The 25,861-nt window shown below is 38.7% G+C and carries 24 protein-coding genes and 1 tRNA gene; 10 read left to right on the forward strand and 15 right to left on the reverse strand.

The genetic code is table 11. The features are described from left to right. Window positions 1-55: 55 nt before the first annotated feature. Both ACG916_RS00310 and ACG916_RS00315 read left to right on the forward strand, forming a co-directional pair. Window positions 56-2,326, forward strand: coding sequence for an NADP-dependent malic enzyme (locus ACG916_RS00310; protein WP_336951706.1), 2,271 nt, complete (start codon window positions 56-58; stop codon window positions 2,324-2,326). A 114-nt stretch (window positions 2,327-2,440) separates the two neighbouring features. Continuing rightward, window positions 2,441-3,682, forward strand: coding sequence for a multifunctional CCA addition/repair protein (locus ACG916_RS00315; RefSeq protein WP_419330099.1), 1,242 nt, complete (start codon window positions 2,441-2,443; stop codon window positions 3,680-3,682). A 123-nt stretch (window positions 3,683-3,805) separates the two neighbouring features. On the opposite strand, the gene epmA is transcribed toward ACG916_RS00315, so the two are convergent. The 3 genes from epmA to sthA form a co-directional block, all read right to left on the reverse strand. Next, on the reverse strand, window positions 3,806-4,780 hold the full coding sequence (gene epmA / locus ACG916_RS00320; RefSeq protein ID WP_419327184.1) for an EF-P lysine aminoacylase EpmA: 975 nt from the start codon (window positions 4,778-4,780) through the stop codon (window positions 3,806-3,808). After that, complete coding sequence (locus ACG916_RS00325; protein WP_336951712.1) at window positions 4,777-5,844, reverse strand: 4-phosphoerythronate dehydrogenase; 1,068 nt, start codon at window positions 5,842-5,844, stop codon at window positions 4,777-4,779. Before ACG916_RS00325 ends, epmA begins: the two co-directional genes overlap by 4 nt. A 140-nt stretch (window positions 5,845-5,984) precedes the next feature. Beyond that, a complete protein-coding gene (sthA, locus tag ACG916_RS00330; protein WP_004717049.1) occupies window positions 5,985-7,400 on the reverse strand; it encodes a Si-specific NAD(P)(+) transhydrogenase in 1,416 nt (471 codons plus the stop codon). A 202-nt stretch (window positions 7,401-7,602) separates the two neighbouring features. Here sthA and lipA point away from each other — a divergent pair, with 202 nt between their 5' ends. Further along, window positions 7,603-8,616, forward strand: a complete 1,014-nt coding sequence (gene lipA, locus ACG916_RS00335) for a lipoyl synthase (protein WP_004717052.1) — start codon at window positions 7,603-7,605, stop codon at window positions 8,614-8,616. Between the two features lie 73 nt (window positions 8,617-8,689). On the opposite strand, the gene ACG916_RS00340 is transcribed toward lipA, so the two are convergent. Further along, window positions 8,690-9,109 (reverse strand): hypothetical protein, encoded by a 420-nt coding sequence (locus ACG916_RS00340; protein ID WP_336951715.1) that lies wholly within the window; start codon window positions 9,107-9,109, stop codon window positions 8,690-8,692. Between the two features lie 787 nt (window positions 9,110-9,896). On the opposite strand from ACG916_RS00340, the gene uraH reads away from it, so the two are divergent. Then, window positions 9,897-10,298: a hydroxyisourate hydrolase gene (gene uraH / locus ACG916_RS00345; RefSeq protein WP_419327183.1), complete on the forward strand. Its 402-nt coding sequence runs from the start codon at window positions 9,897-9,899 to the stop codon at window positions 10,296-10,298. A gap of 79 nt (window positions 10,299-10,377) precedes the next feature. Here uraH and ACG916_RS00350 read toward each other — a convergent pair whose 3' ends face one another. Further along, window positions 10,378-12,081: a M61 family metallopeptidase gene (locus ACG916_RS00350; RefSeq protein WP_419327182.1), complete on the reverse strand. Its 1,704-nt coding sequence runs from the start codon at window positions 12,079-12,081 to the stop codon at window positions 10,378-10,380. Window positions 12,082-12,259: 178 nt separating this feature from the next. Between ACG916_RS00350 and ACG916_RS00355 the strand changes: the two genes are divergently transcribed. From ACG916_RS00355 to ACG916_RS00370, 4 genes are all read left to right on the forward strand, one after another. Next, complete coding sequence (locus ACG916_RS00355; protein WP_419327181.1) at window positions 12,260-13,528, forward strand: D-alanyl-D-alanine carboxypeptidase PBP6B; 1,269 nt, start codon at window positions 12,260-12,262, stop codon at window positions 13,526-13,528. Between the two features lie 127 nt (window positions 13,529-13,655). Then, window positions 13,656-14,942, forward strand: coding sequence for an NAD(P)/FAD-dependent oxidoreductase (locus ACG916_RS00360; protein WP_336951721.1), 1,287 nt, complete (start codon window positions 13,656-13,658; stop codon window positions 14,940-14,942). Between the two features lie 143 nt (window positions 14,943-15,085). Further along, complete coding sequence (locus tag ACG916_RS00365; protein WP_004717066.1) at window positions 15,086-15,568, forward strand: FKBP-type peptidyl-prolyl cis-trans isomerase; 483 nt, start codon at window positions 15,086-15,088, stop codon at window positions 15,566-15,568. A gap of 109 nt (window positions 15,569-15,677) precedes the next feature. After that, window positions 15,678-17,114 carry a cryptochrome/photolyase family protein gene (locus ACG916_RS00370; protein ID WP_419327180.1) on the forward strand — a complete coding sequence of 479 codons (1,437 nt, stop codon included), beginning with the start codon at window positions 15,678-15,680 and terminating at the stop codon, window positions 17,112-17,114. Between the two features lie 32 nt (window positions 17,115-17,146). Here the strand turns inward: ACG916_RS00370 and ACG916_RS00375 are convergent, their stop codons facing one another. After that, the gene (locus tag ACG916_RS00375) at window positions 17,147-17,626 is read right to left on the reverse strand and encodes a hypothetical protein (RefSeq protein ID WP_419330097.1); all 480 of its coding nucleotides are present in this window, start codon (window positions 17,624-17,626) and stop codon (window positions 17,147-17,149) included. A gap of 246 nt (window positions 17,627-17,872) precedes the next feature. Between ACG916_RS00375 and ACG916_RS00380 the strand changes: the two genes are divergently transcribed. Next, window positions 17,873-17,948 (forward strand) — tRNA-Asn (locus tag ACG916_RS00380). Window positions 17,949-18,080: 132 nt separating this feature from the next. Next, entirely contained in the window at window positions 18,081-18,266 is a 186-nt protein-coding gene (locus ACG916_RS00385; protein ID WP_419327178.1) for a hypothetical protein, read from the forward strand. Between the two features lie 97 nt (window positions 18,267-18,363). On the opposite strand, the gene ACG916_RS00390 is transcribed toward ACG916_RS00385, so the two are convergent. From ACG916_RS00390 to lepA, 9 genes are all read right to left on the reverse strand, one after another. Continuing rightward, window positions 18,364-19,008, reverse strand: coding sequence for a MiaE family protein (locus ACG916_RS00390; RefSeq protein WP_336951728.1), 645 nt, complete (start codon window positions 19,006-19,008; stop codon window positions 18,364-18,366). A gap of 34 nt (window positions 19,009-19,042) precedes the next feature. Further along, window positions 19,043-19,768 (reverse strand): pyridoxine 5'-phosphate synthase, encoded by a 726-nt coding sequence (gene pdxJ, locus ACG916_RS00395; RefSeq protein ID WP_336951730.1) that lies wholly within the window; start codon window positions 19,766-19,768, stop codon window positions 19,043-19,045. A 31-nt stretch (window positions 19,769-19,799) separates the two neighbouring features. After that, window positions 19,800-20,519 carry a DNA repair protein RecO gene (gene recO / locus ACG916_RS00400; protein ID WP_336951731.1) on the reverse strand — a complete coding sequence of 240 codons (720 nt, stop codon included), beginning with the start codon at window positions 20,517-20,519 and terminating at the stop codon, window positions 19,800-19,802. An 11-nt stretch (window positions 20,520-20,530) separates the two neighbouring features. Beyond that, entirely contained in the window at window positions 20,531-20,722 is a 192-nt protein-coding gene (locus ACG916_RS00405) for an NF038104 family lipoprotein (protein ID WP_336951733.1), read from the reverse strand. Window positions 20,723-20,742: 20 nt separating this feature from the next. After that, window positions 20,743-21,771 carry a GTPase Era gene (gene era / locus ACG916_RS00410; RefSeq protein WP_004823128.1) on the reverse strand — a complete coding sequence of 343 codons (1,029 nt, stop codon included), beginning with the start codon at window positions 21,769-21,771 and terminating at the stop codon, window positions 20,743-20,745. Between the two features lie 5 nt (window positions 21,772-21,776). Next, window positions 21,777-22,469, reverse strand: coding sequence for a ribonuclease III (gene rnc / locus ACG916_RS00415; protein ID WP_004717088.1), 693 nt, complete (start codon window positions 22,467-22,469; stop codon window positions 21,777-21,779). Continuing rightward, window positions 22,441-22,815 (reverse strand): DUF4845 domain-containing protein, encoded by a 375-nt coding sequence (locus ACG916_RS00420; protein WP_336951736.1) that lies wholly within the window; start codon window positions 22,813-22,815, stop codon window positions 22,441-22,443. Before ACG916_RS00420 ends, rnc begins: the two co-directional genes overlap by 29 nt. A 309-nt stretch (window positions 22,816-23,124) precedes the next feature. After that, complete coding sequence (gene lepB / locus ACG916_RS00425) at window positions 23,125-23,979, reverse strand: signal peptidase I (RefSeq protein WP_419327177.1); 855 nt, start codon at window positions 23,977-23,979, stop codon at window positions 23,125-23,127. A gap of 21 nt (window positions 23,980-24,000) precedes the next feature. Continuing rightward, complete coding sequence (lepA, locus tag ACG916_RS00430) at window positions 24,001-25,818, reverse strand: translation elongation factor 4 (RefSeq protein ID WP_004717093.1); 1,818 nt, start codon at window positions 25,816-25,818, stop codon at window positions 24,001-24,003. Window positions 25,819-25,861 lie beyond the last annotated feature (43 nt).

The raw sequence follows: 25,861 nt of genomic DNA on the forward strand, positions 1-25,861 counted from the left end.
ATTAAATTAAGTCAAACCACCAGCCTCGCTGGAACATGTAATAATCGAGATTCAGATGGATGATCAATCTTTAAAACAGCAAGCCCTTTACTATCACGAATTTCCAACACCAGGAAAAATTAGCGTTACACCAAGTAAGCAACTCGTCAATCAACATGACCTTGCGCTTGCTTACTCGCCAGGTGTAGCAGCGCCTTGTTTAGAAATTGAAAAAGACCCTTCAAAAGCAGCCCTTTATACTGCTCGTGGTAACTTGGTTGCAGTGGTCAGTAATGGTACAGCCGTTTTAGGTCTAGGTAATATTGGTCCATTAGCATCTAAGCCTGTAATGGAAGGTAAAGGCGTATTATTTAAAAAGTTTGCTGGTGTAGACGTTTTTGATATTGAAATTGCTGAAAATGATCCAGATAAAATTGTTGATATCGTTGCAGCTTTAGAACCTACTTTTGGTGGTATTAACCTCGAAGATATTAAAGCACCAGAATGTTTTTATATTGAGCAAAAACTTCGTGAACGCATGAAGATCCCTGTGTTTCATGATGACCAACACGGTACCTCAATTATTGTAGGCTCAGCTCTTCTCAATGCTTTACAATTAAATGGCAAAAAAATTGATGAAATCAAGATTGTTGCTTCGGGTGCAGGTGCTGCAGCGCTTTCTTGTTTAGACTTGCTGTGTGCAATTGGCGCTAAAAAAGAAAATATCGTGGTTGCTGACTCACGTGGTTTATTGACCACTAAACGTGAAGGCTTGGATGAGTCTAAAAAACGTTATGTACAAGATATTGAAGGAACTCAACTTGCAGATGTCATTGCGGGTGCAGATATGTTCCTTGGTCTTTCTGCGGCAGGTATTTTAACCAAAGAAATGGTTAAAGTGATGGCAGTTGATCCAATCATCTTTGCGCTGGCAAACCCAGATCCAGAGATTTTACCTGAACATGCACATGAAGTACGCCCAGACGTGATTATGGCAACTGGTCGTTCAGATTATCCGAACCAAGTAAACAATGCACTTTGCTTCCCTTATATCTTCCGTGGCGCCTTAGATGTTGGTGCTACGACGATTAATGAAGAAATGAAAATTGCCTGTGTACATGCGATTGCTCGTATGGCACATGTTGAAGCTGATGCTGCATCATATGGGGAAAAATCTGCATCATTTGGTCGTGATTACTTAATTCCGCGTCCTCTTGATCAACGCTTAATTCTTGAAATTGCCCCTGCTGTTGCACAAGCTGCAATGGATTCAGGTGTTGCAAGTCGCCCAATTGCGGATTTCTCTGCTTATCGTCAACGTCTATCTGAATTTGTTTATAATTCAGCATTGATGATGAAACCAATTTTTGCACAAGCGAAAACAGCGCCTAAACGTATTGCATATGCTGAAGGTGAAGATCTTCGTGTATTACGTGCGATCCAAATCGCAGTAGATGAAGGTTTAGCACAACCTATTTTGGTCGGTCGTACTGCAGTCATTGAAGCAAATATCAAAAAATTAGGTTTGCGTCTTGAGCACGGCGTAAATATTACCATCGTGGATCAAGAAAAGAATCCTGATTACGATAAGTTTGCAGATGACTATTACAACTTGATGCAACGTAAAGGTGTAACGCCTGAGTATGCACAACGTGAAACACGTCGTCGTTCTACCCTGATCGCAGCTATGTTGGTTCGTCACGGTCTTGCCGATGGTATGCTATGTGGTACTTATGCAAGTTATGATATTCATTTAGACTTTGTTAGAAATGTGATTGGTTTAAAAGAAGGTCGTAACAACTTCTTTACGCTTAATGCATTAATGCTTGAAGATCGTAATATCTTTATGGCAGACACTTATGTAAATACCAATCCTACTGCTGAACAGCTTGCTGAAATGACTATTTTAGCTGCTGAAGAAGTTCGTCGTTTCGGGATGACGCCAAAAGTTGCATTACTTTCGCACTCTAGCTTTGGTTCAGATCAAAATGATCCAAGTGCACAAAAAATGCGTAAAGTATTTGAAATCTTGACTGAAATCGCACCTGAATTAGAAGTAGATGGCGAAATGCACGCAGATGCTGCACTTGATGAAAATATTCGTCATTTTGCATTTCCAAATTCACGCTTCAAAGGTTCAGCGAATTTGTTGATTATGCCAAATCTTGATGCGGCAAATATTTCATTCAACTTATTAAAATCAACTTCAGGCAACAATGTGACCATTGGTCCTATCTTGCTTGGTGCTGCTAAACCTGTTCATATTTTAACACCTACGGCGACAACACGTCGTTTGGTTAATATGACAGCTTTAACCGTTGCTGAGATTCAACAAGCTGAAGGCTAAGCCTTATTGTCAATTTAACATCAATAGCTCAGAACTTTAGTCAATCACTCAAGTTCTGTACTTGAGAAAACCTCTATTCTGTTGCATGATGGCAGTAAGAATAGAGGTTTTTTCATGCAAGTTTATTTAGTAGGCGGTGCCGTTAGAGATCATTTACTCGGTCACCCCTATCACGAAAAGGATTATGTTGTTGTTGGCGCTACGCCAGAACAACTTCTTGCCCAAGGTTATCAACCCGTTGGGAAAGATTTCCCTGTGTTTTTACATCCTAAAACAAAAGAAGAATACGCCCTCGCCCGTACTGAACGTAAATCGGGACATGGTTATCATGGATTTGAGTTTTATACCGATCCAGATGTCACATTGGAAGAGGATTTAATTCGTCGTGACTTAACCATAAATGCTATGGCGATGGATGAGGCAGGTCAAGTGTATGACCCTTATCATGGTCAAGATGATTTAGCACATAAAATCTTACGCCACGTTTCAGACGCTTTTGCAGAAGATCCTTTACGTGTACTACGTGTGGCTCGTTTTGCTGCTCGTTATGCACAATATAGTTTTCGTATTGCCGATGAAACCCTTACATTGATGCGCAAACTGGTTGAATCTGGCGAATTAGAAGCACTGACACCTGAACGCGTATGGAAAGAAACCTCTCGTGCTTTAATGGAACAGCATGCAGATGTTTACTTTGAAGTCTTACGTGAATGTGGTGCATTAAAAGTGCTCTTTCCTGAAATAGATGCCCTGTTTGGCGTTCCACAACGACCTGAATATCATCCTGAGATTGATTGTGGTATTCATACACTGATGTCTTTACAGCAAGCATGTAAAGCCAATTACTCTTTAGATGTGCGTTTTGCTGTACTAGTACATGATTTAGGTAAAGCTTTAACCCCAAAAGATGAATTACCTCGTCATATCATGCATGAAGAACGCGGGATTCAGCCTGTCACAGATGTATGTGATCGTTTAAGAGTGCCTACTCAAACGAAACAGCTTGCTCTAGCAGTATGTAAAGAACACTTAAAATGCCATCAGGCTTTTAGCTTAAAAGCAGGCACTTTATGGCGTTTGTTACAGCGTTTAGATGTGTTGCGTCGCCCTGAACGCGTTGAAGCTTTTGCACAAGCTTGTGAATGTGATGCTAAAGGCCGTTTAGGCTTAGAAAATCGCGAATACCCCCAAGCACATTACCTATTAGATGCAATGAAAACCGTACGGACGATTAAAGCATCGGATTTGCCCTCGGATATTCAAGGTCCTGATATTGGTGAAATGTTAATTCAAAAACGTATTGAAGCGATTGCTCATTTAAAGCATGAGTTAGGTCATCATCATCATACGGTTTAAAAAAATGCCTCTCAGCAATGAGAGGCGTTTTATACATAGTTTTTTCTATTAAATAATATCCAAGCATTCGTTAACCATAGCATTCATAAATACCAGCAGCCTATAGTCCAAAACAACTTTATATCAAGACACATCCGCAGGAAATGTAATCACCCTTTCCAACTTGATTTGGTTCATCACCACCATTAACAAACGATCAACTCCCAAAGCAATACCCGCACATTCCGACATATTCGGTAAAGCAGCGAGCAAATACTCATCGATTGGCATCACATATAAGCCCAGCTTTTCACGCTCTGCATTATCTGCTTGAAAACGACTACGCAAAACCTCAGCATCAATTAACTCATCATAGGCATTGGCAAGTTCTAACCCTTCAATATAGAGCTCAAAACGTGCAGCAACTAACTCACCGTCCTCATCCAGTTTGGTCTTTGCCAACGAGGCCAATTCTGGGGGGAAATCAGTTAAAAATACCGGCGTATCAAAACCTAAACTTGGCTCAACCATATGAGAAAATAACAAATCAATATAGGCTAAACGATCATCACCCAAATCAAGATTGAGCCCCACACGCTGTGCTGCATCTTTTAATTGTTGCAATGTTGCTTGCAGTGGATTCAAGTCCAAACGATCGATAAATGCATGTTTATAACTGAGTACGGTTGGTCGAACTTCACCAAAACGTTCAGCCAAAACCACATTTAATAAATCAGTGACTTCTAGCATCAAATCTTTCAAGCTGAATTGCGGACGATACCATTCCAACATGGTAAATTCACTATTGTGCTTACGCCCATGTTCATCATCTCGAAAAACTTTACAAATTTGATAAATCGCACCACTGCTACTCGCCAATAAACGCTTCATGGCAAACTCTGGTGAAGTTTGTAAATAATGCGTTTGTTTTTTGCCATGTACATGACGCTGAGCCTGTACAGAAGCCAGATGGACATCAGTTACACCCGCTTGAGACAAGATCGGAGTTTCAACCTCTAAAACATCACGCTCAATAAAAAATTGGCGAATTTGTCTATAGAGTTTTGCTCGTGCTTTAAGCGCCTGAATATCACATGTTGGTTTAAAATCTATGCTCATGCTTTTGGCCCTCCATGAGCAGCCCATTCACGGCGCAAAGGATAAGTTTTACGAAGGTAATCAAAGGCTTTTTGATCCACCTTGCCGTCCTTTAAGCAATCTCTTAAATTTTCATCATCTCGCTGAATATTGTAAATTTCAGCTAAGTATTTTTTTAACGTTTGTTTAATGTTATTGCCATAAAAATATTGTTCGCATGCTGGTAATTGTGATTCAAATTTCTTATGTGCGGTATAGGCAAATGTTTTACAAAATGCGTCATAAATCATCTGAGTACCACGTGCTTTACCTTCCAGACTGTAACCCGCAATATGTGGCGTCACGATTGTAATTAAATCCAGTAGACGTTGTGAAATCTCAGGCTCATGTTCAAAAACATCCAACACCACTTTACGACGTGTTTTTAAGATATCTGCCATTAATGCTGCTTCTTCAACAACAGCACCACGCGCTGAATTAATTAAAATGGTTTCTGGCTGCATTAGCGCCAATGCATTAGCATTGATTAAATGATGTGTTGCAAACGGCCCTGTTTGGGTTAAAGGCACATGTATGCTGATCGCATCGGCTTTCTTTAATAAAGCGTCAAATTCAACTTGCTGAACATTTTCTCGTTGTACCAAGGGATCATAGCCAATTACATTCCAGCCCAACAACTGAGCCATATATGCTAATCGTGTTCCCACATTGCCTAGACCAATAATGCCTAAAGTAAACTTTTTCCCTAAATCTAGAAAATCCTGATTGAGATGCAATAAAGCTGTAATCACATATTCTGCAACGGCTTGTGCATTGCAACCTGCTGCATTTGACCATGCAATTTGATGCTTTTCTAATGCTGGAATATCTAGATGATCTGTACCTATGGTTGCACTACCGACAAATTTTAGTGCTGTATCTTGGATCAACTGTTCATTGACTTTTGTTATAGAGCGTACCAATAACGCATCTGCATCATTCACATCATGATGAGTCAAATTGCGTCCTGCTGCTTGATGAATGGTTCCGAATTCTGAAAAGAAATATTCAGTAAATGCTAGATTTTCATCTGCAACAATTTTCATAGCGTCATCCACAAGTTTAACTGCCGCTATGATAAACCTTTGAACCATTTAAGACTATGCAGTTCACACATCAAATCTTTTAAATATGGCATAAAAAAACCCGCAAGATGACTTACGGGTTTTTAATTCTGAATATTTGTTTAGAACAAACGATTCATACCATTCAATGTTGCAACACGATAGGCTTCTGCCATTGTTGGATAGTTAAATGTCGTTTCAACAAAATACTTAATGGTATTGTTTCCACTTTGCATCACCGCTTGTCCAATATGGATAATTTCGGCCGCATTATTGCCGAAACAATGCACACCTAATAATTCTAAGGTGTCACGATGGAATAACAGTTTAAGCTCGCCGACTGTATCCCCGGTAATTTGCGCACGTGCCAAATGACGGAATGATGCTTGTCCAACCTCATATGGAATTTTTTCAGCAGTTAACTGGCTTTCAGTTTTACCAAAGAATGAAATTTCAGGAATAGTGTAAATCCCCGTTGGAATATCTTTCACTGGTTTAACATTTTCTTCGCCACTCATATTTGAACCAGCGCAACGACCTTGGTCATATGCTGCAGAAGCAAGTGATGGCCAACCTACAACATCGCCTGCCGCATAGATATTTTCAACTTCGGTTTGATATTGGTCATTTACCGCAAGTTGACCACGGCTATTTGGTGTAATACCTACATTTTCAAGACCTAAACCATCTGTATTTCCTGAGCGACCATTACACCAAAGAATGGCATCAGCTTTAATTTTTTTACCGCTTTGCAAATACAATACTACATGATCATCAAATGTTTCTAAATGATCAATTTGCTCATTGTGACGCATCAACACGCCTTGTTCACGTAAGTGATAAGACAATGCATCAGCAATTTCATCATCAAGATAACTGAGCAGCTGATGCTGTGTATTGATCAAGTCAACTTTATGGTCTAAACCAATAAAGATAGATGCATATTCACAACCAATTACACCCGCACCATAAATAATAATTTTATGAATTGGATAATCTAAATCTAAAATTTTATCTGAATCAAATACACGCGGATGATTAAAGTCTAAACCTTGTGGGTGATAAGGACGGCTACCTGTGGCAACCACAAGCTGTTTGAAAACTAAAGTTTCTTTAACACCATCTTCGCTAAAAATAATCACCGTGTTTTTATCTTGGATATAAGCGCGACCGTGAAATACATCGATGTGGTTACGGTCATAAAAACGTGAATGTGTATCAACTTGCTGTTGAATCACTTTATGCGCATTACGTAAAACTTGCTTCATAGTGAATTGTTTCCAATCCCCTACTTTTTTAAACATTGGATCACGTTGGTAACGGATAATACTTGAAACTGTCTGACGTAAAGCCTTACTTGGGATGGTGCCAACATGGGTACAGTTCCCACCAAGTTGCTCACGAATATCTACAATTGCAACACGCTTACCCGATTTAGCAAGCTTCATTGCCGCGCCTTCACCAGCAGGACCAGAGCCAAGTACGACCGCATCGTATTTCACAAATTTCCCACTAACGACTTCTTTCTTACGTGGCATTCAAAGCTCCTTATAGTAAATTCAGTCTATATCTTGTCTTATGCGATATTATGACCTAAACCAAAACAATTTTCTGTATTTCGCATGCATATATTCTGTGATAACGACATTTAGTATATGAATAGTGTTTTTGCCCTATCTTTTTGCATTTCCGCTATAATGAGCATAATCTCCCCCGTAGAAAACAGTGGAAAAGTTGAATATGTCAGAGAACCGTAAACCAGAACAGGGTGTCAAATTACGTGGCGCGGAAAAAGTTGCTCGTATACCTGTAAAAGTTATTCCGACGGTTGAAGCACCACGAAAGCCGGATTGGATTCGTGTCAAAATGGCTGCGCCTGATGAAGTTCAACGAATCAAAACCACTTTACGTGCACAAAAACTACATACTGTGTGTGAAGAGGCGGCTTGTCCTAACCTTCCAGAATGTTTCGGTGGTGGTACTGCAACCTTTATGATCATGGGTGATATTTGTACCCGTCGCTGCCCGTTCTGCGATGTTGCACATGGTCGTCCAAATGCACTTGATCCAGATGAACCTCGTCATATGGCAGAAACCATCGCCAATCTCGGTTTAAAGTATGCAGTGATTACCTCTGTAGACCGTGATGATCTTTTAGATGGTGGTGCGCAACATTTCGTTGATTGTATTCAAGAAGCACGTCAACTCAGTCCAAAAACACTATTAGAAATATTGGTTCCAGATTTCCGTGGTCGTATGGATATTGCACTGCGTATCATGACTGAATGTCCACCAGATGTATTTAACCATAACATTGAAACAGTACCTCGTCTCTACAAAGCGATGCGTCCAGGCTCAGACTATCAACATTCTTTAAACTTGTTAAAAATGTTTAAAGAGTACTGCCCTGACGTGCCAACAAAATGTGGTTTGATGGTAGGTATTGGTGAAACCGAAGAAGAAGTGATTGCCCTGTTAGATGATCTACATGCACACGGTGTTGATTATGTGACAATCGGTCAATACTTGCAGCCTTCTAAAGAACATGCACCAATCGACCGTTTTGTCACACCAGAAGAATTTGAACGTTATACTGCACATGGTCACAAGCTTGGTTTCAGAAATATCTGGGCTGCACCAATGGTTCGTTCTAGCTATTTTGCAGATCGTCAATATTATGGTGAACCTGTCCCAGTGGTACGCCGTAAAGTTGATCCAGCGAAAAAAATTGCGGTACAAGCCATCGAAGCTTAAGTCATTGTTCAAAAAATTTAAGCGTCCAAAAAGCACTCTATATTGAGTGCTTTTTTACAGATATTTTTGATTTTTAACGACACTTCCCTGTAGTTTTACCTTCAACACTACTCATACTGCTTTGTAGTTTCGTCAGTGTGGAACATTGTAAATTTCCTGTAATCATTGATTTATTTAAGCTCAATGTTGATGAAACCTGACCTGCAAGCACATTTCCCTCAACAGAAGAATTAACCAACTTTAATACTTTGGCTGTATTGGCTTGCACATTTCCACTCACTGAAGAGTTGTTTAAAATCAAACTTCCACCATTGAGTACATTCACGTTCCCTTCAACGGATGTACTATTTAACGTACATGTTGCACCTGCTGGAACAGTTAAGTTTACCACAGCATTATTGCTGATTGTACTTGAACAATTTGCAGCAAATCCAAGTGGAGCTACGCCTAAACCACATGCGATTGTGATGAGCCTTAAGAAACGCTTTTTCATTGACATTATCCTTTTGTATTATGAATTTAGAATAAACTTATTGTTGGATGATTTTAAAATATACAGTCAGAAAGTTTAATGACAAATATGTTGATTTCTTTTAACTGGGAATCATAAATATAAAAATGGATGATACTTTAGCTTATTTGCCTCATTTTACTGTTGTTGCAGATTTCGGTTGAAATAAATCATTGCTGATTTATCGACTTAGCGAATTTGACTGATTTCAAAATCAAAAAGCCACTTAAAATTTGGGAGGTGTCGTTATTTTACTTACTGCTTAAGTTACTTAACATAGCCTGCTGAATTCAACATTAAGCCCTTTCTAGTCAGATCCTCAGAGAGTAATTTAGTACGAAACCAATTGTCGGTCGATTTATAATTTTACAGAAAATACAGATGTTCTAACTCATTCTGAACCTCTGTTTTGAACTGAGCAATCAATTCCTGAGCTCTTGCTTTTCCTATCTATTGGCTAAGTAACTAAACAAGAATTGTGGCTACTCTCTCTAATAACATCTATGCTTTTGATACCATTGATCATATAAGCCTTGTAACTTATGAGGGAAAAGGGATCTCAGGAAGCAAGTGTTTTTGGAAACAAGCCGTAAGGTGTATATAGAAACTACATTTTTCCTGTACTGTCTGCTCGCACAACAGATGTCGCCAAAACCGAACCCTACACAAAATATATTTGGGATATTGATGATTAATATAATTTTACATTTTTTTAACAGCAATGCTTCAACTTGACCTTAACATAGAGATTTTAGTCTTAGTAAAAAACATGATGAAAAAATTAATTTTAGCTGTTTCGGCAACCCTATTTTCTGGGATTTGTTTTGCCCAAAACCCATTAAGCGTACATGTATTAAATCTTGAAAATGGCTTACCTTCAAGCAATGTTAAAGTCATTCTTGAAGCGCAACAAAAAGATAAATGGGTAAAAATTAATGAAGGAAGCACAGACAGTAATGGGCGAATTTTATCATTGTATCCTGAAAATAAAGCATTAGATAAGGGTGTATATAAGGTTACTTTTCAAACAGGCGAGTGGTTTAAACAGAACAACCAACGTGCTTTTTTTCCAGAAGTTCCTGTGGTATTTGTGATTGATGGAAGCCTTGAACATTATCATATTCCACTGCTGATTAGCCCCTATGGATATTCAACATATCGTGGTAATTGATTGATCATATCAAGTTAAATTTTAGGCGTAAAAAAACCGATGTTTTTTTAACATCGGTTTTTCTTGGTACACAACTTAATTAAGCCTTTAACCATTTATCAGCCTTAGCTTGATCTAATACAGTCAACTCAACCGTAGTCAAAGCAACTTCACCACCTTGCAACTCAAATTGTAAAAACTCATCACGGCGGAATGCATAAAGTGTAAATTGACCTTGATGTTTTGCATATTGGCTTAAAAGTTTTTCAGACGCTTTTAAACCATCAATCGCAATGATCACATCATTGGCAGATAAACCCGCTTTTGCGCCAACACCATCACGACGCGCTTGCTGAATGATGACACCCTCAGCTTTTTCAGCAACTTTCAAACCAAATGGAAGTGCTTTTTCATTTTGCAAGCCATAGCTCAAACCAAATTCAGGGAACAATTGATCCAGTGGTAATTCATCTGTGGTATTAATCAAATGATTAATCTGTTCGATCCAATTATCACCCGTCAGTTCATTACACAATTCAACAATCGTACGCTCATTGACTTGCATACCCTTTTGGGTATTTTCATACAAACGGCGCATTAATGCATCCAGACTAGAACCACGTAAACGTAGACCTAAATCTAAACTGAGTGCCACCAAACACCCCTTATTGTAATAACTGGTTCCAGCATTATTTGAGTTTTCATCCTGACGATAAAATTTAATCCAAGCATCAAAACTAGACTCTGAAACAGATTGAATAAAACGTCCTGGATTCTGTAGATAACGATCAATTTGCCCTTTTAGCAACTTTAAATAAGATGCTTGAGAAATCACACCACTGCGATACAGAATCAAATCATCATAATAAGAGGTGAAACCTTCAAAAATCCATAGCAGTGAGGTATAGCCTTCCTGATCCAAGTCATAATTTGCAAAATTTTCAGGACGGATAAATTTAACCAACCACGAGTGAAAATATTCATGGCTACACAACCCAAGGAAGCGTTGATAATCCGCTGAGGGCTCTACAGGTTCATTTGCTTTAGGAAGATCATCACGTGGCGAAATCAGACTGGTACTATTCGGATGCTCTAAACCACCATAACTATTGCCGGTTGCCATGGTCATAAAAGTATAGTTTTCAAAAGGTGCTGAACCAAACATTGAAATTTCTGTACTACAGATTTTTTCAAGATCTTGCTTCATACGCTCTGCATTGATTGTATGCTGACCAGAAATCACAAATTCATGTGGAATCCCATTCGCTTCAAAACTAAAACGAGTTTGTTCTGCCAATTCAAATGGCGCATCAATCAATTGTGCATAATTGTTGGCTTTTAAGGTGTAGCGCCCTTTCACCAAACTTCTTGACTCTAAACCTGTGGCAATTTGAAAATGCTTTAATTCTTCAGGTAAAAATACTTCAACTTCGATTGCTGAATCTTCTTGGTCTTGTAACCCTAGACAGACACAAGCAGGATTGACATATAAACGGGTTTGATCGACATACGCGCCACGTACCGAAAGATCATAGGCGTAAACATCATATTCAACAGTAATCAGTTCATGGTCTGTGTTATATAAACGCCATTTATTTTTTTCAAACTTATTAATTTGCAGCTGACGACCTGCTTCATCATAAGCTTTCACAGATTCGATATGTTTAGAAAATTCACGGATCAAATAGCTACCAGGAATCCATGTAGGAAGTGACAAAACTTGGGTAGGGTTCGCCAGAAAGCGCAATGTGACATGGATGAGGTGCTGACGGTAATCGTCAAATTCAATCTGATAATGCAACATAAATATATATTCGAAAATAGACAGTGAGAAATTACCAATTAGATTAGCATTTTTTTACAAAGTCAGGCGATTTTAGTCGCAATTGTCTACGATTCTGACTAGCGAAGAGTGCAAAAAAGGCATAGCATTCGCAAAGTTTATGCACTCTCGCCATAGGATTGGCTTAAAGGTAAATCTGTTGAAAATTCTTGCTTCTTTTATCGCAATAACGGGCTTGGTTTGCTCCACGTTTGTTAATGCCGCTTTACTTAATATTAATCCGCAATCTGTTGAAGCTGAAGCTTGGACAATATTAGATACGCAATCAGGTCAAACCATTGCTGAATATAATAGTCATGTACAGCGTGCGCCAGCATCCATGACCAAAATGATGGTCGCTTATATTGCGTTGAAAGAACTCAAAGCGGGTCATATCAAAAAAGAAGAGATTATTACTGCAACCCCTGTGGTTCAGATCGTGCAATGGGATGAATCCCAAATGTACCTAAAGCAAGGTGAGCAAATCTCAATCGACCAACTTCTTGCTGGATTGATTGTGATGTCTGCCAATGATGCAGCAGTAACACTGGCAGAACGTATCTCAGGTAGCGTACCTGCATTTGTTGCTCGTATGAATCAAGAAGCACAAGCATTGGGAATGAAGGATACTCATTTTGCCAACCCTCCCGGTATTACCATGCCTGATCATTTTTCGTCAGCGCATGATATGGCAATCTTAGGTCAAGCAGTGACATCACAAACCCCTGAATATATGCATTATTCAGTGATGCCAAGTTTTAGTTATAACCAACATTTTCATCATGCCACCAACCTTGTTTTAAAGTCTGATCCAAGTGTAGATGGTTTAAAAACAGGTTTTACCAAAGCAGCCGGCTATAACTTAGCACTGACAGCGCATCGTCCTTCTGCCATTACAGAGTCTCCTGATCGTCGTTTAATTGTGGTGGTGATGGGTGCAAAAAGTGCAGTTAAACGCGCGGAAATTGCACATAAACTGTTAAACTTGGGCTATGCCTATACCCGTGATGAAGTCGCAATTAAAGACAAACAGCTGATTGCTGAGCTCCCTGTGGTTAAATCCACCTTGAAAATGTTTAAGGTTGAAGCAAAAAAACCTCAACTCATTACCACATCTTTATATAACGATGCGACACCAATTGATTTAGCGACTTTTGATGTTGTAAATAGCCGTATTATGAAAACTGAAGCAAATGGTCTATTGGCAACAGTTGAACCGCTTACAACAACTCAAACCCATTTGAATGTTGAACTGAATGAGACATCACTTACCGCACCTTTAGAAAAGATCATGCATTTGGCAAAAGTGAATGTTTACCAAAACAATCAACTGATTCAAAGTTTTGATATTGAAGATGAAGTGCATATCGAACAAGCCTCTTGGTTTGAACGTTTAATGGAATGGATCAAGTCAATTTTTGGAATTTAATTAAAACCAACCAATTTACTTAGATTTATTATAATTATGTAACCTGTAATACAAAAAAAACCTAAACAATTAAATAGAATGGCATATTTATGCCATTCTATTTTCATAACAACAATTTAGGTTTTCTATGTCAAATCTACATCATATCGTGATTGTTGGTGGTGGCGCTGGTGGTTTAGAACTGGTGACACAACTCGGTGATACGCTTGGAAAGAGTAAAAAAGCCAAAATCACCCTTGTTGACCAAAAACTCACCCATATCTGGAAACCATTGCTGCATGAAATTGCAGCTGGCACCATGAACCCAAGTGATGAAGAAACCAATTACTATGCGCATGCAGCCAAGCATCACTATGAATTTGTCTTGGGCCGTTTTGAACATTTAGATCGTGATAACAAAACCATCGAGCTTAGCAAAACCCAAACCAGTAAATATGAATCTAATCAAGAGAAAATCACACTGCATTATGATACCTTAATTCTGGCCGTCGGCTCAGTCTCCAATGACTTTAATACGCCCGGGGTTAAAGAATTTTGCCATTATCTCGACAGTCGCCAACAAGCGGAAGTCTTCCAGCAGGACTTACTGCACTTGTATTTAGATGCTCAAAATAAAAATATTGATCGTGAATTACACATTGCCGTGATTGGTGCAGGCGCAACAGGTGTTGAACTTTCAGCTGAGTTGGTTCAAGCCAAACAGAACTTTTATAAATATGGTTTAAATAAAATTAACCCAAACAATGTCAAAATTACTTTGGTTGAAGGCGCTGATCGTATTTTACCTGCACTTTCTGAAAAAATGGCAGAGCATGCCACACAGCAATTACAACGAATGAAAATAGATGTATTAACGGGCAAACGTGTTGAAAAAGTAGATGCTGAAAAAGTCTATTTTAGTGATGGCACATCTGTAGAAGCACAATTAAAAGTTTGGGCAGCAGGGATAAAAACCCCTAAAGTAATTGCCAATTTAGCAGGCTTTGAAAAAGATCGTATGGGGCGTTTAAACGTATACGCAACCTTACAGACTCAGGCTGATCCAAACATTTTTGCCTTTGGTGATTGCGCCCACTGTATCTTAGATGCAAGAGAAGCACCACTTGGTCCACGTGCACAAGTCGCAAGTCAACAAGCTTCGTTTCTTGTAGATGCAATGAATGCACGTATCAAAGGGCGACCACAGCCAATGTTCCAATTCGCAGACAAAGGCTCACTGGTATCACTTAGTGAAAATAAAGCGGTCGGTGAGCTACTTGGTCAGGTCAATGTTCAGGGCTTCGTGGCAAAATCGATGTATGTGTCTTTATATCGTATTCATCAAGCGACGATATATGGCTATGCTCATGCAGGCTTGTTAACGGCTAAAGATTTTGTTACACGAAAAATCGCGCCAAAAATAAAATTGCATTGAAATTTAAATTTTTGCCCATATTTATGAAAAAATGGTCAAAATACAGATGAAAATGCAATTTTTTAGTAATTTTAGTCTACAAAAATTGCTTTTCACTTTATGATGTAGCCTTAAAATTATCGATTACCCAATGGATCAATAACATGACTGCTATTGCAAATAACAACGTGGTTTCTTTCCACTATACGCTGACTAACGCTGAGGGTGAAACTCTCGATAAATCACAAGGTGAACCACTTGCATATTTACATGGCGCAGGTAACATCATTCCGGGTTTAGAAAAAGCTTTAGAAGGTAAAACTGTAGGTGACAAATTTACAGTCACTATTCCAGCTGCTGAAGGTTATGGCGAATACAACCCTGACCTCGTTCAAGAAGTTCCTGCTCAAATGTTCCAAGGTGTTGAGAACATTGAAGCTGGTATGCAGTTCCAAGCTCAAACTGATGATGGTGTTCAAATCGTTACTGTTAAAGCAATCGAAGGCGACAACATCATCGTTGATGCTAACTTCCCATTAGCTGGCCAAGATCTTACTTTTGAAGTTGAAATTGCAGAAGTTCGTGATGCATCTCCAGAAGAATTAGAGCACGGTCATGTACACGGTGCAGGTGGTCATCACCACTAAGATCTGATTGATCTGATCGAAAAGGCAAAGTTTTTACTTTGCCTTTTTTATATGTATCCGTTTAAATTGATTAAAATCTAGTGCAATTGAGTCTATTCTGATAAATCCTATGCAAAAACAACTTCTTTGGTTCCGTCAAGACTTGCGTATACAAGATCATACTGCCCTATGGCATGCGGCACAAAGTGGCCCTGTGATTGCACTTGTGATTCTTTCACCTGAACAATGGCAGATGCATGACGATGCACCAATTAAGCTTGATTTCTATTTACGTCAAATTAAAGCCATCCAGCAAGAACTTGCTTCCATTCAAATTCCGCTAATTATTTGCAACATCCCCTTATGGGAAAACATTCCAACCGAGATCAATCAACTGTGCCAAAAACTGGAAATTGAAAATGTACATGCCAATATCGAGTGCGGTGTCAATGAGTTAAATCGAGATTTTCAAGTTCAAACACAACTGAATCAAAGTAAGCGTGATTTGATTTTATATCATGATCGCACGCTGTTCCCTGTGGGTTCAATTCGAAATAAATCCAATCAACCCTATCAAGTTTTTGGCCCATTTAAAAAATATTGCTATGAACAACTGAGTATTTCAATCCCGCAATGCTTCCCTATTCCTGAGACTCAAGCCTTAAATGATGCAATAGATGTAAGCAAGTTGAATAACAATAGCCTGCCAACTTTGGCCGAGCTTGGTTTTAAATTCGATCCGAATCAGATCAACAAGCAGTGGCAAATTGGCGAACAATATGCTTTGAATGTCTTGGATGAATTTATTGAAAACAAAGTCCGTCATTATCAACTCGAGCGTGATTTCCCCCAAATTGAAGCTACCAGCCAGCTTTCAGCCTATTTAAATATAGGCATCCTTTCAATTCGACAGTGTTTCAATGCCCTCTTTCGAGCACAATTTGGACATTTTTTTATTGATCATATTGGTCAACAAACATGGCTCGATGAGCTGCTTTGGCGTGAGTTTTATCAGCATATCCTGTTTGATTTCCCTCGTGTGTCAAAGCACTTGCCCTTTAAAATGCCAACACAGCAGCTACAATGGCGCAATGCTCCAAATGATTTAAGCGCTTGGCAAACTGGTCAGACAGGGATTCCTATCGTCGATGCAGGTATGCGCCAGTTACTTTACACAGGCTGGATGCATAATCGGATCCGCATGGTTGTCGCCATGTTTCTCACCAAGAACCTATTGATTGATTGGCGTTTAGGTGAGCAATGGTTTATGCAACACCTTATTGATGGGGATTTGGCTGCCAATAACGGAGGATGGCAATGGTGTGCATCCACAGGAACAGATTCCGTACCTTATTTCCGTATTTTTAACCCTATCAGCCAATCGCAGAAATTTGACGCACAAGGTGATTACATTCGAAAATGGGTTCCAGAACTTGCACATTTAGACGCAAAAACCATTCATGAACCTTATGCAAAAAATCCCAATATAGAGCTCAACTATCCAAAGCCAATTGTGGATTTAAAGCAAAGTCGTATTCGAGCAATTGAAGCTTTTAAGCAGATTTAAAGTCACACTTAAAAGCGTTCTCAATGGTTTGATTAAATCGCTTGCTGATACAATTTAAACGGGTTTTGAGGATGGTTTTTTGGGCGTTCAATCGATTCAAAATAGCAGTAATATTTAAAGATGCGATCCAAAGAAACATAAAGCACTTTTTGTTCTGAAACTGACCAAATTTGTGCGTGATTAGAACCTGATAAGGTACTTCCACTCAATTGGAACAGATAAAAATCTTGTGTACGTTGAACTGGTTTTTGAGTAGCTTGCGTGTCTGAACTTGATGAAACCTGACTGGATGAATTTAATAATCGACATGGTGTATTAATCAGCCATTTTTCACTAAACCATAGTTGCAACAGATCGCTCAAATACAGTTTTTTTTCAGTAAATGGCCAAACATCTAAATAGGCTTGTTCAACTTGGATAAAATATTGTTCAGAATCTTGCAAGATTGAAAGGTAGTTTTCTTGATAAAATAAGAAGTTTTCAAAAATTTGAGAAATAGTAAGCGTATTCATTCGCTGTCTCCTATTTAGCCATTTAGTGCTGGCAAGTTGGTTTTAAATCCACACTGTTTAAGTCAAACTTAAACACTCTTTATGGTTTTAATCTAACAAGACCGTTTCACTATTGCAACTGTAAGAATCAATTTTTTTAATTTATCGATAGATTGCTCAAATAAAAACCATACAGTGTACAAATGAAGAAAAGATGACAGGAAAGGCTTGACCCATAAAGATATATCCTTATAATCGCATTCAGATTCTCCAATAGCTCAGTCGGTAGAGCGACGGACTGTTAATCCGCAGGTCCCTGGTTCGAGCCCAGGTTGGAGAGCCAAATTCTAAAAGCCCACTTTCATAAGTGGGCTTTTTTTATTTCAGAACTCGACACCGGGTGTAACAAATAGACAAGTTTTATGTGCTACTTTCATTTCTAAAAACAACATATAGCCAACCTGTCAAAAAACCCATGCACAAGAATATAAGTTCTCTCAATTCGTATGTTCATTTAAATTATTTACAGAACAACCTTAAAGCCAATCAGCTTAGCCTCACGAATGAACAAATTCTACAACTTGATCAACTTTTTGCACCTGATCAGATACAGGATGAACGTTATCCAAATGCAGGCTGGACAGGTATCGAAACTGCCTAAAGCAACAATTTCATCTGATTTTATTAAAGAGTACAACGAAATAGACCAAAGCAATGCTTTGGTCTATTTTTTAATTCAGCTTTTAATCAGATAATAGTTAAGCTGGCACACCACTATGAAAACGGAAGGTCTTATCAGGCGTTAAAATCAAATCCTTCTCTACTTCACGAATCAATTCGATACGTTGCTCAATATCCTCTTCTGGATCTTTTAATTTGGCAGTTTTAGCAACATCTAAAGCCAAAGCTAAATAGTCCTCATAGTGACGAGATTCAGATTTCAACAAGTAACGGTAATATCGACCCAGCTCGTCATCCACCAATGGTGCTAAAGCATAAAATCGTTCACAAGAACGTGCTTCAACAAACGCCCCAATCACCAGAATATCAATCAAAGCTTCTGGTTCATAAGTACGAATTTCCTTACGCAAACCACCTGCGTAGCGACCTGCACTCAGACCTTTCCATTCTTGACCACGCTTGCTCATAAACTCTAACACTTGTTCATAATGCAACATTTCTTCACGAACAAGTTGTGCTAATTTGATCTGCAAATCGGTAAAAAAACTGTAACGGAACATCAAGTTCATTGCTGTTCCCGCCGCTTTCTTTTCACAATTCGCATGATCTTGCATGAGCAATGGGAGATTGTTCAATGCCTCATCCAACCATGCCTTTGGCGTTTCACAGCCTAAAAAAGCAATCACAGGTTGCATGAGTTCATCATAATTCATATTCGACATGATCAATATTCAACAACGTAAATCAAAAATTAAATTAACCAGCTGCATGAAGTGCGGCCTTCATGTCCTTCACTGCTTGTTCCAAACCGACGAAAACACTTTCGGCGATAATCGAATGTCCAATATTGAGTTCATGAATCTGTGGAATTGCAGCAATTGCAGCCACATTGTCCAAATTCAAACCATGACCAGCATTGACGACCAAACCTTTAGATGCTGCGTACTCTGTACCTTTAATAATTCTTTCTAGTTCAATCTGTTGAGCTTCAGCATTTTTAGCGTCTGCATAAGCACCTGTATGCAATTCGATGGTTGGTGCACCACAAGCAATAGCAGCATCAATTTGCGCAAGATCAGCATCAATAAATAAAGATACATCACAACCAATCGCAGTTAATGCCTGAGTCGCGGCTTTCACATCTTCAAAATGTCCAAGCACATCTAAACCACCTTCTGTCGTGATTTCTTGACGTTTCTCTGGCACAAAACAAACATGATGTGGTTGAATCTCTTTTGCAAATGCAACCATTTCATCTGTTACAGCGATTTCCAAGTTCATTCTTGTGGTCAATACAGGTCGCATACGGCGCACATCATCATCTTGAATATGACGACGATCTTCACGTAAGTGTAAAGTGATCCCTTCCGCCCCTGCTTGTTCACAAATTAATGCAGCTTTCACAGGATCAGGATAAGTTGTTCCACGTGCTTGTCTGAGTGTCGCAACATGGTCAATGTTTACACCTAGCAATGCAGCCATAACATTCTCCTAATTAACCAATAAAATAAAATTAACGGCTCAAGGTTTTAGATTGAGCGTTTTGAACCCAAAGCTGACGACTTTTTAATGGTCGATCACCTAAAAGTGAAGTAATCATTTGTCGATAGAGTTTAGCCAATAATTGTAACTGTTCTGGGCTAAAATCCCTACCCTTTTCATAATTTGCCATACTTAGAATTTGTTGCCCCAGCAACGTCCCAGATGAAGTATATGACACTGGTGTAAAGCCTTCCGCCAATTGAAATTGATAACGTTGGGTCAGCATAATCTCTTGTTGATTTGAATCATGCTCATAATCCAGTGGATAACCCAACTCTTCTAACAGTGCATGTTCAAACTGGCGTAAAATTTGTCGGAGAAATAAATCTGCTTGTGGATGTTCAGCCAATTTTTGTAAATGCTGTAAGGTTAAATGGTATTGCTGAAATGTTTCAGACATCATTTCTTCAAGCGGACATAAACGAAGTAGCAGTTCATTTAAATAAAAGCCTGAAAAGAAAGCATCCCCATAAAAGAAAATCGGTTGATTGAGTATTTCGAGTTTTGAAAAGTTTTTAAGCTCGGATTTTCCCGACGCTTGTAAAGTAATCGGTTGATATTGGGGTGGTGGGGTTTGTCTAAGAATACCGTCGACACGACCATGCTCTTGTGTAAATAAGTGCACAATATGACTACGTTCTCTGTATTTTCGATGATGGATTAAATAACCATGCAAGATTTCATTACGCATCTAGCTTGAACTTAATCATCCTTTTCTTTTTTCTTATCATCGTCATCATCCCCGTCAGGGATAACAGCGCCTACAACCGCAGCTGTACCTTTAACCACGCCTTTTGTGGTTTTATACGCAACTTTGACGGGAACTGTCACAATTTTAGTGATACAGCCTTGTAACATGACTATGCAAGCAAGAATTGCTATAACTCGAATCATTTCAGTTCCCAAAAAGTCAATTAAATATCGCTGTAGCCTAAACTTTTTAAAGCACGTTCGTCATCAGACCAACCGCCTTTAACTTTCACCCAAAGTGTTAGCATGATTTTTTGCTCAAACATTTTTTCCATGTCAACACGAGCATCCATACCAATTTTCTTCAGCTTAGCACCTTTTTCACCGATCACGATGGCTTTTTGGCCAGGGCGATCAACAAAAATTGTGGCATCAATATAAGTACATGCTGCTTTAGGACGACCAGTTTTTTCATTCACTGTTGCTTCTTCTGTTTTAAATGATTCAATTTGAACCGTTAAATCATACGGAAGTTCTTCGCCCAACTGACGCATAATTTTCTCACGAATGATTTCACTGGCAAGAAAACGTTCTGAACGGTCAGTTAACTGTTCTAAAGAATACAATGGTGGCTGAAATGGCAGATACTTTTCAATCGCTTCACGCAAATGATCTAAGTTTGCACCACGTAAGGCAGAAACAGGAACAATTTCAGCAAAATTCATCAACTTCGCACGTTCTTGAATCAACGGTAAAATCATACGCTTATTTTCTAAAGTATCGATTTTGTTGATAATCAAAACGACTGGCATTTCTGCATTTTGTAGTTTCTCTAAAACTAAGTCATCATTTGGCGTCCATTTCTGGGCATCTAAAACAAATAGAACCAAATTGACATCGCGTAAGGCAGAATGTGCAGCTTTGTTCATCATTTTATTAATCGCACGCACTTCTTTCTTGTGCATCCCTGGTGTATCAACAAATACAGCCTGAGACTTTTCACGACTATCAATACCAATGATTTTATGGCGTGTCGTTTGTGGCTTACGTGAAGTAATTGACAACTTTTGACCCAATAAATGGTTCATCAATGTCGATTTACCCACATTTGGACGTCCTACAATTGCAACAAATCCACTTCGATAATCCGAAGGGATTTCTGTACCTTGCGAGCTAAAAAATTGATTAATTAACTCATTACCGTTTTCAGACGGCTCGTGATCAGCATCATTGTGATCGGAATGTGTACTCATGCAGTTTACTGCTCCAATATCTTTAAAAAATCCGCCGCGACTGCTTGTTCTGCAAAACGGCGACTTGATCCCTCACCCATCATTTTAGGCAAGCCATCTACTGTACATTCTACTTTAAAATGCTGGTTAGGTGCATCACCCTGAATATCTACGACCTCATAAACTGGGAGATGCTTTTTACGAGCTTGTAGATATTCTTGTAAACGTGATTTTGGATCTTTGAGTTGATCTGTCGGTTCGATATGGTCTAAATAGGGTTCATACCATTTTAAAACAATCGATTCCAATAAAGGCAAATCTCGTGTTTCGGTATAAATCGCGCCAATAATTGCTTCAACAGTATCCGCTAATATTGACTCACGATGATGACCGCCTGATTTCAATTCACCTGTACTTAAAATTAAACTTTGACTTAACTTTAAATCATTTGCAATTTTACCCAGTGCTTCTTGGCGTACCAAAGTTGCACGCATACGCGTCAAACGTCCTTCATTTTCATGAGGATATGCATGATATAAGTAATTTGCGATGATCATACCCAACAATGCATCACCTAAAAACTCTAGGCGCTCATAGTTATATTTATGACTCACCGAGCGATGAGTCAGTGCGAGTTGTAATAACTCGTATTGTTTAAACTGGTAACCGATTCTACTCTGTAAGCGAGGATCACTTACTTTCAACTGACCTTTGATCAAAACTCTTCTCGAAAGTGAGGACTAAATCTATATTCAGCATGAAATTTTTCCGTACTTCATATTTTTTAGTCACTTGTAAACCATCTTTAGTTGATACAGTCGCAATATCCTCAAATTTAGTATCTCGGATATTGTTCATTTCTAACCGTTTATCAACTTCTGTTGCAAATTTCATTGGCGTGATATCAGTAGAGCTTTTATTTATTTGCTCTACAATTTGATTGTTAATCACACGATCATCCCAGTATAAGGGCCATACAGCAACTATGATTTTCAACATAAAAGCTAAGGCAATTATCCCCAATAAAATTCCAATATATGAAGCGCCTTGTTGATTTTTACGCATTTTTTTATCCAACAGGTAAGAATGAATAATCTTTAATCGCAATTGAAAATAATCATATAATTGAGTCAAATACTGTGATGCAATTCAACTAATCATTTTCAATTGTTATAAATTTTTTATCCACTGCAACCCCTGGTGTGATAAAAAACTTTTCCGCGCTATTATCCTTGAAACTGCATCAAGTTGCTAGTTTAAATCATTTGTTCTATTTCATTTTTCTTATAAATCAAGGCAACTTGATAGCTTTAACAGATAAAAATAAAGGTCAACATAAATTGACCTTTATTTGATTTTGTAAATTGTAGTCGATTAGTTAATAGCACCATTGCGACTAAATGAAGGAATTTTAAAACCAGGTTCCTTATGCATCCATACATATATTGCATGACCCGTTAAATTTTCTTCAGGTACAAAGCCCCAAAAACGACTGTCTGCACTTTGGTCACGGTTATCACCCATGGCAAAATATTGACCTTTTGGAACAGTGACTTCCCAGCTTTGACCATTGGATTTTACAAAGCGATCATTTGCTGTTGCTACATATGGTAGGTCTTGTTTCTTCTGTGCATAATTAAATGCTGAAACCAACGTGTTTTGGCCTTCCAACAGACGGACTAAATGCTTATGTGTACCCATCGTTTCATAATAGTAGATTGACTTAGGCGTATCTAAAATATCTTTTTCACGACTAAACTCAGTAGGTACTTGCTCAACATTTTTGCCATTGATTGTGAGTTGACCATTATTGAATTCAAGATGGTCACCTGGTAAACCAATAATACGCTTGATGTAGCTAATTTTAGGGTTTTCTGGATAACGGAAAACAGCAACATCACCACGTTGTGGCTCACCAATACCAATAATCTTGGTATTGGTAATCGGTAAACGTACGCCATACTGGAATTTGTTCACCAAAATATAATCACCCGTCTCTAAAGTGGGTACCATAGAATCAGAAGGAATATTAAACGGTTCAAATAAGAATGAACGCAATACCAAAACCACTGCTAGAACAGGCCAGAAATCATATGCCCATGAAATAATGACATTTTCATTCCCCTTACCTTTGGTTGCACGTTGTTTCAGTACAAACTTATCCAGTAACCATAGCCCAAAAAATATAAGCGTTGCAGGAACGAGAATTAAATTAAAATCAAAATCCATGAGCAATAAGACCTCTAGTTTTTATCTTTCTACTTTTAACACAGCAAGGAACGCTTCTTGTGGGATTTCAACACTACCCACTTGCTTCATGCGTTTCTTACCTTCTTTTTGTTTCGATAACAGTTTCTTCTTACGAGAAACGTCACCACCATAACATTTAGCCAATACGTTTTTACGCATCGCTTTAACTGTTGAACGTGCAATGATTTGTGCACCAATTGCAGCTTGAATCGCTACATCAAACATTTGACGCGGAATCAAATCTTTCATTTTTTCAACTAAAGCGATACCACGGTGACGCGCATCATTACGATGACAAATCATTGCCAAAGCATCAACCTTATCACCATTAATTAACACATCAACCTTAACTAGAGATGAACTCTCAAAACGCACGAAATTGTAATCCAGTGAAGCAAAACCACGTGAGCAAGATTTCAATTTATCAAAGAAATCCATAACCACTTCTGCCATTGGAATTTCAAAGGTAATAGATACTTGATTACCCAAGAATTTCATATCTTTTTGCACACCACGGCGCTCGATACATAAAGTCATGACATTACCCAAGTATTCTTGAGGCACTAAGATATGACATTCAGCAATCGGCTCGCGTAAATCTTCAACCGTTGAACCATCAGGCATTTTAGATGGGCTATCGATATAAATCGTTTCGCCATTTTTCATCAATGCTTCATAAATTACGGTTGGCGCAGAGCTAATTAAGTCTAAATCATACTCACGCTCTAGACGTTCTTGTACAATTTCCATGTGTAGCATTCCCAAGAAGCCACAACGGAAGCCAAAACCTAAAGCATCGGAGCTTTCGGGTTCAAAGAACAACGCAGAATCGTTAATCTGTAACTTATGTAGTGCTTCACGGAATGGTTCAAAATCACTAGCATCAATTGGGAATAAACCCGCATAAACCTGTGGTTTTACCTTTTTGAAACCCGGTAAAGTCGCAACATCCGGAGTCGTTGCCAAAGTAATCGTATCACCAACAGGCGCACCAAAAATATCTTTGATCCCAGCGATGATGAAGCCAACTTCACCCGCTTCTAAAATACCGGTATCGGTATGTTTTGGATTAAAAATACCAACTGAAGTGATAATGTGCGATTGACCTGTTGATTTCATCAACATTTTATCACCTTTACGCACACGACCTTGCTTGATACGAACAAGTGATACAACACCTAAATAGTTATCAAACCAAGAGTCAATAATTAAGGCTTGTAAAGGTGCATCACGGTCACCTTGCGGTGCGGGAATAATGTCAACCAATGTCTCTAAAACAGACTCTACACCTAGACCTGTTTTTGCTGAACATGTTGGTGCATGTGTTGCTTCAATACCGATAATTTCTTCGATTTCATGAATAACACGTTCAGGTTCTGCTTGTGGTAAATCGATTTTATTCAGGACGGGTAATACTTCTAGACCCTGCTCAATTGCGGTATAGCAGTTTGCAACAGATTGTGCCTCAACCCCTTGTGCAGCATCGACAACCAACAACGCACCTTCACAAGCCGCAAGTGAGCGCGATACTTCATAAGAGAAATCCACATGCCCAGGTGTATCGATAAAGTTTAATTGATACTCTTGCCCATTTGGATGGGTATAATACAAGGTTACAGAAGCCGCTTTAATGGTAATCCCACGTTCACGCTCAAGCTCCATAGAGTCAAGGACTTGAGCCTGCATTTCACGGTCTTGCAATCCACCACACATTTGAATGAAACGGTCTGCAAGTGTCGATTTACCGTGGTCGATATGAGCGATAATGGAAAAATTACGTATATTGTTGATATTAACGGATTTCTTAGCTACTGCCATACACTACTCTAAAAATATGTACACGATCATGTACTCAATATCA

It is taken from the genome of Acinetobacter legionensis, assembly GCF_048552295.1.
In the GTDB taxonomy this organism is placed as follows: Bacteria; Pseudomonadota; Gammaproteobacteria; order Pseudomonadales; family Moraxellaceae; genus Acinetobacter.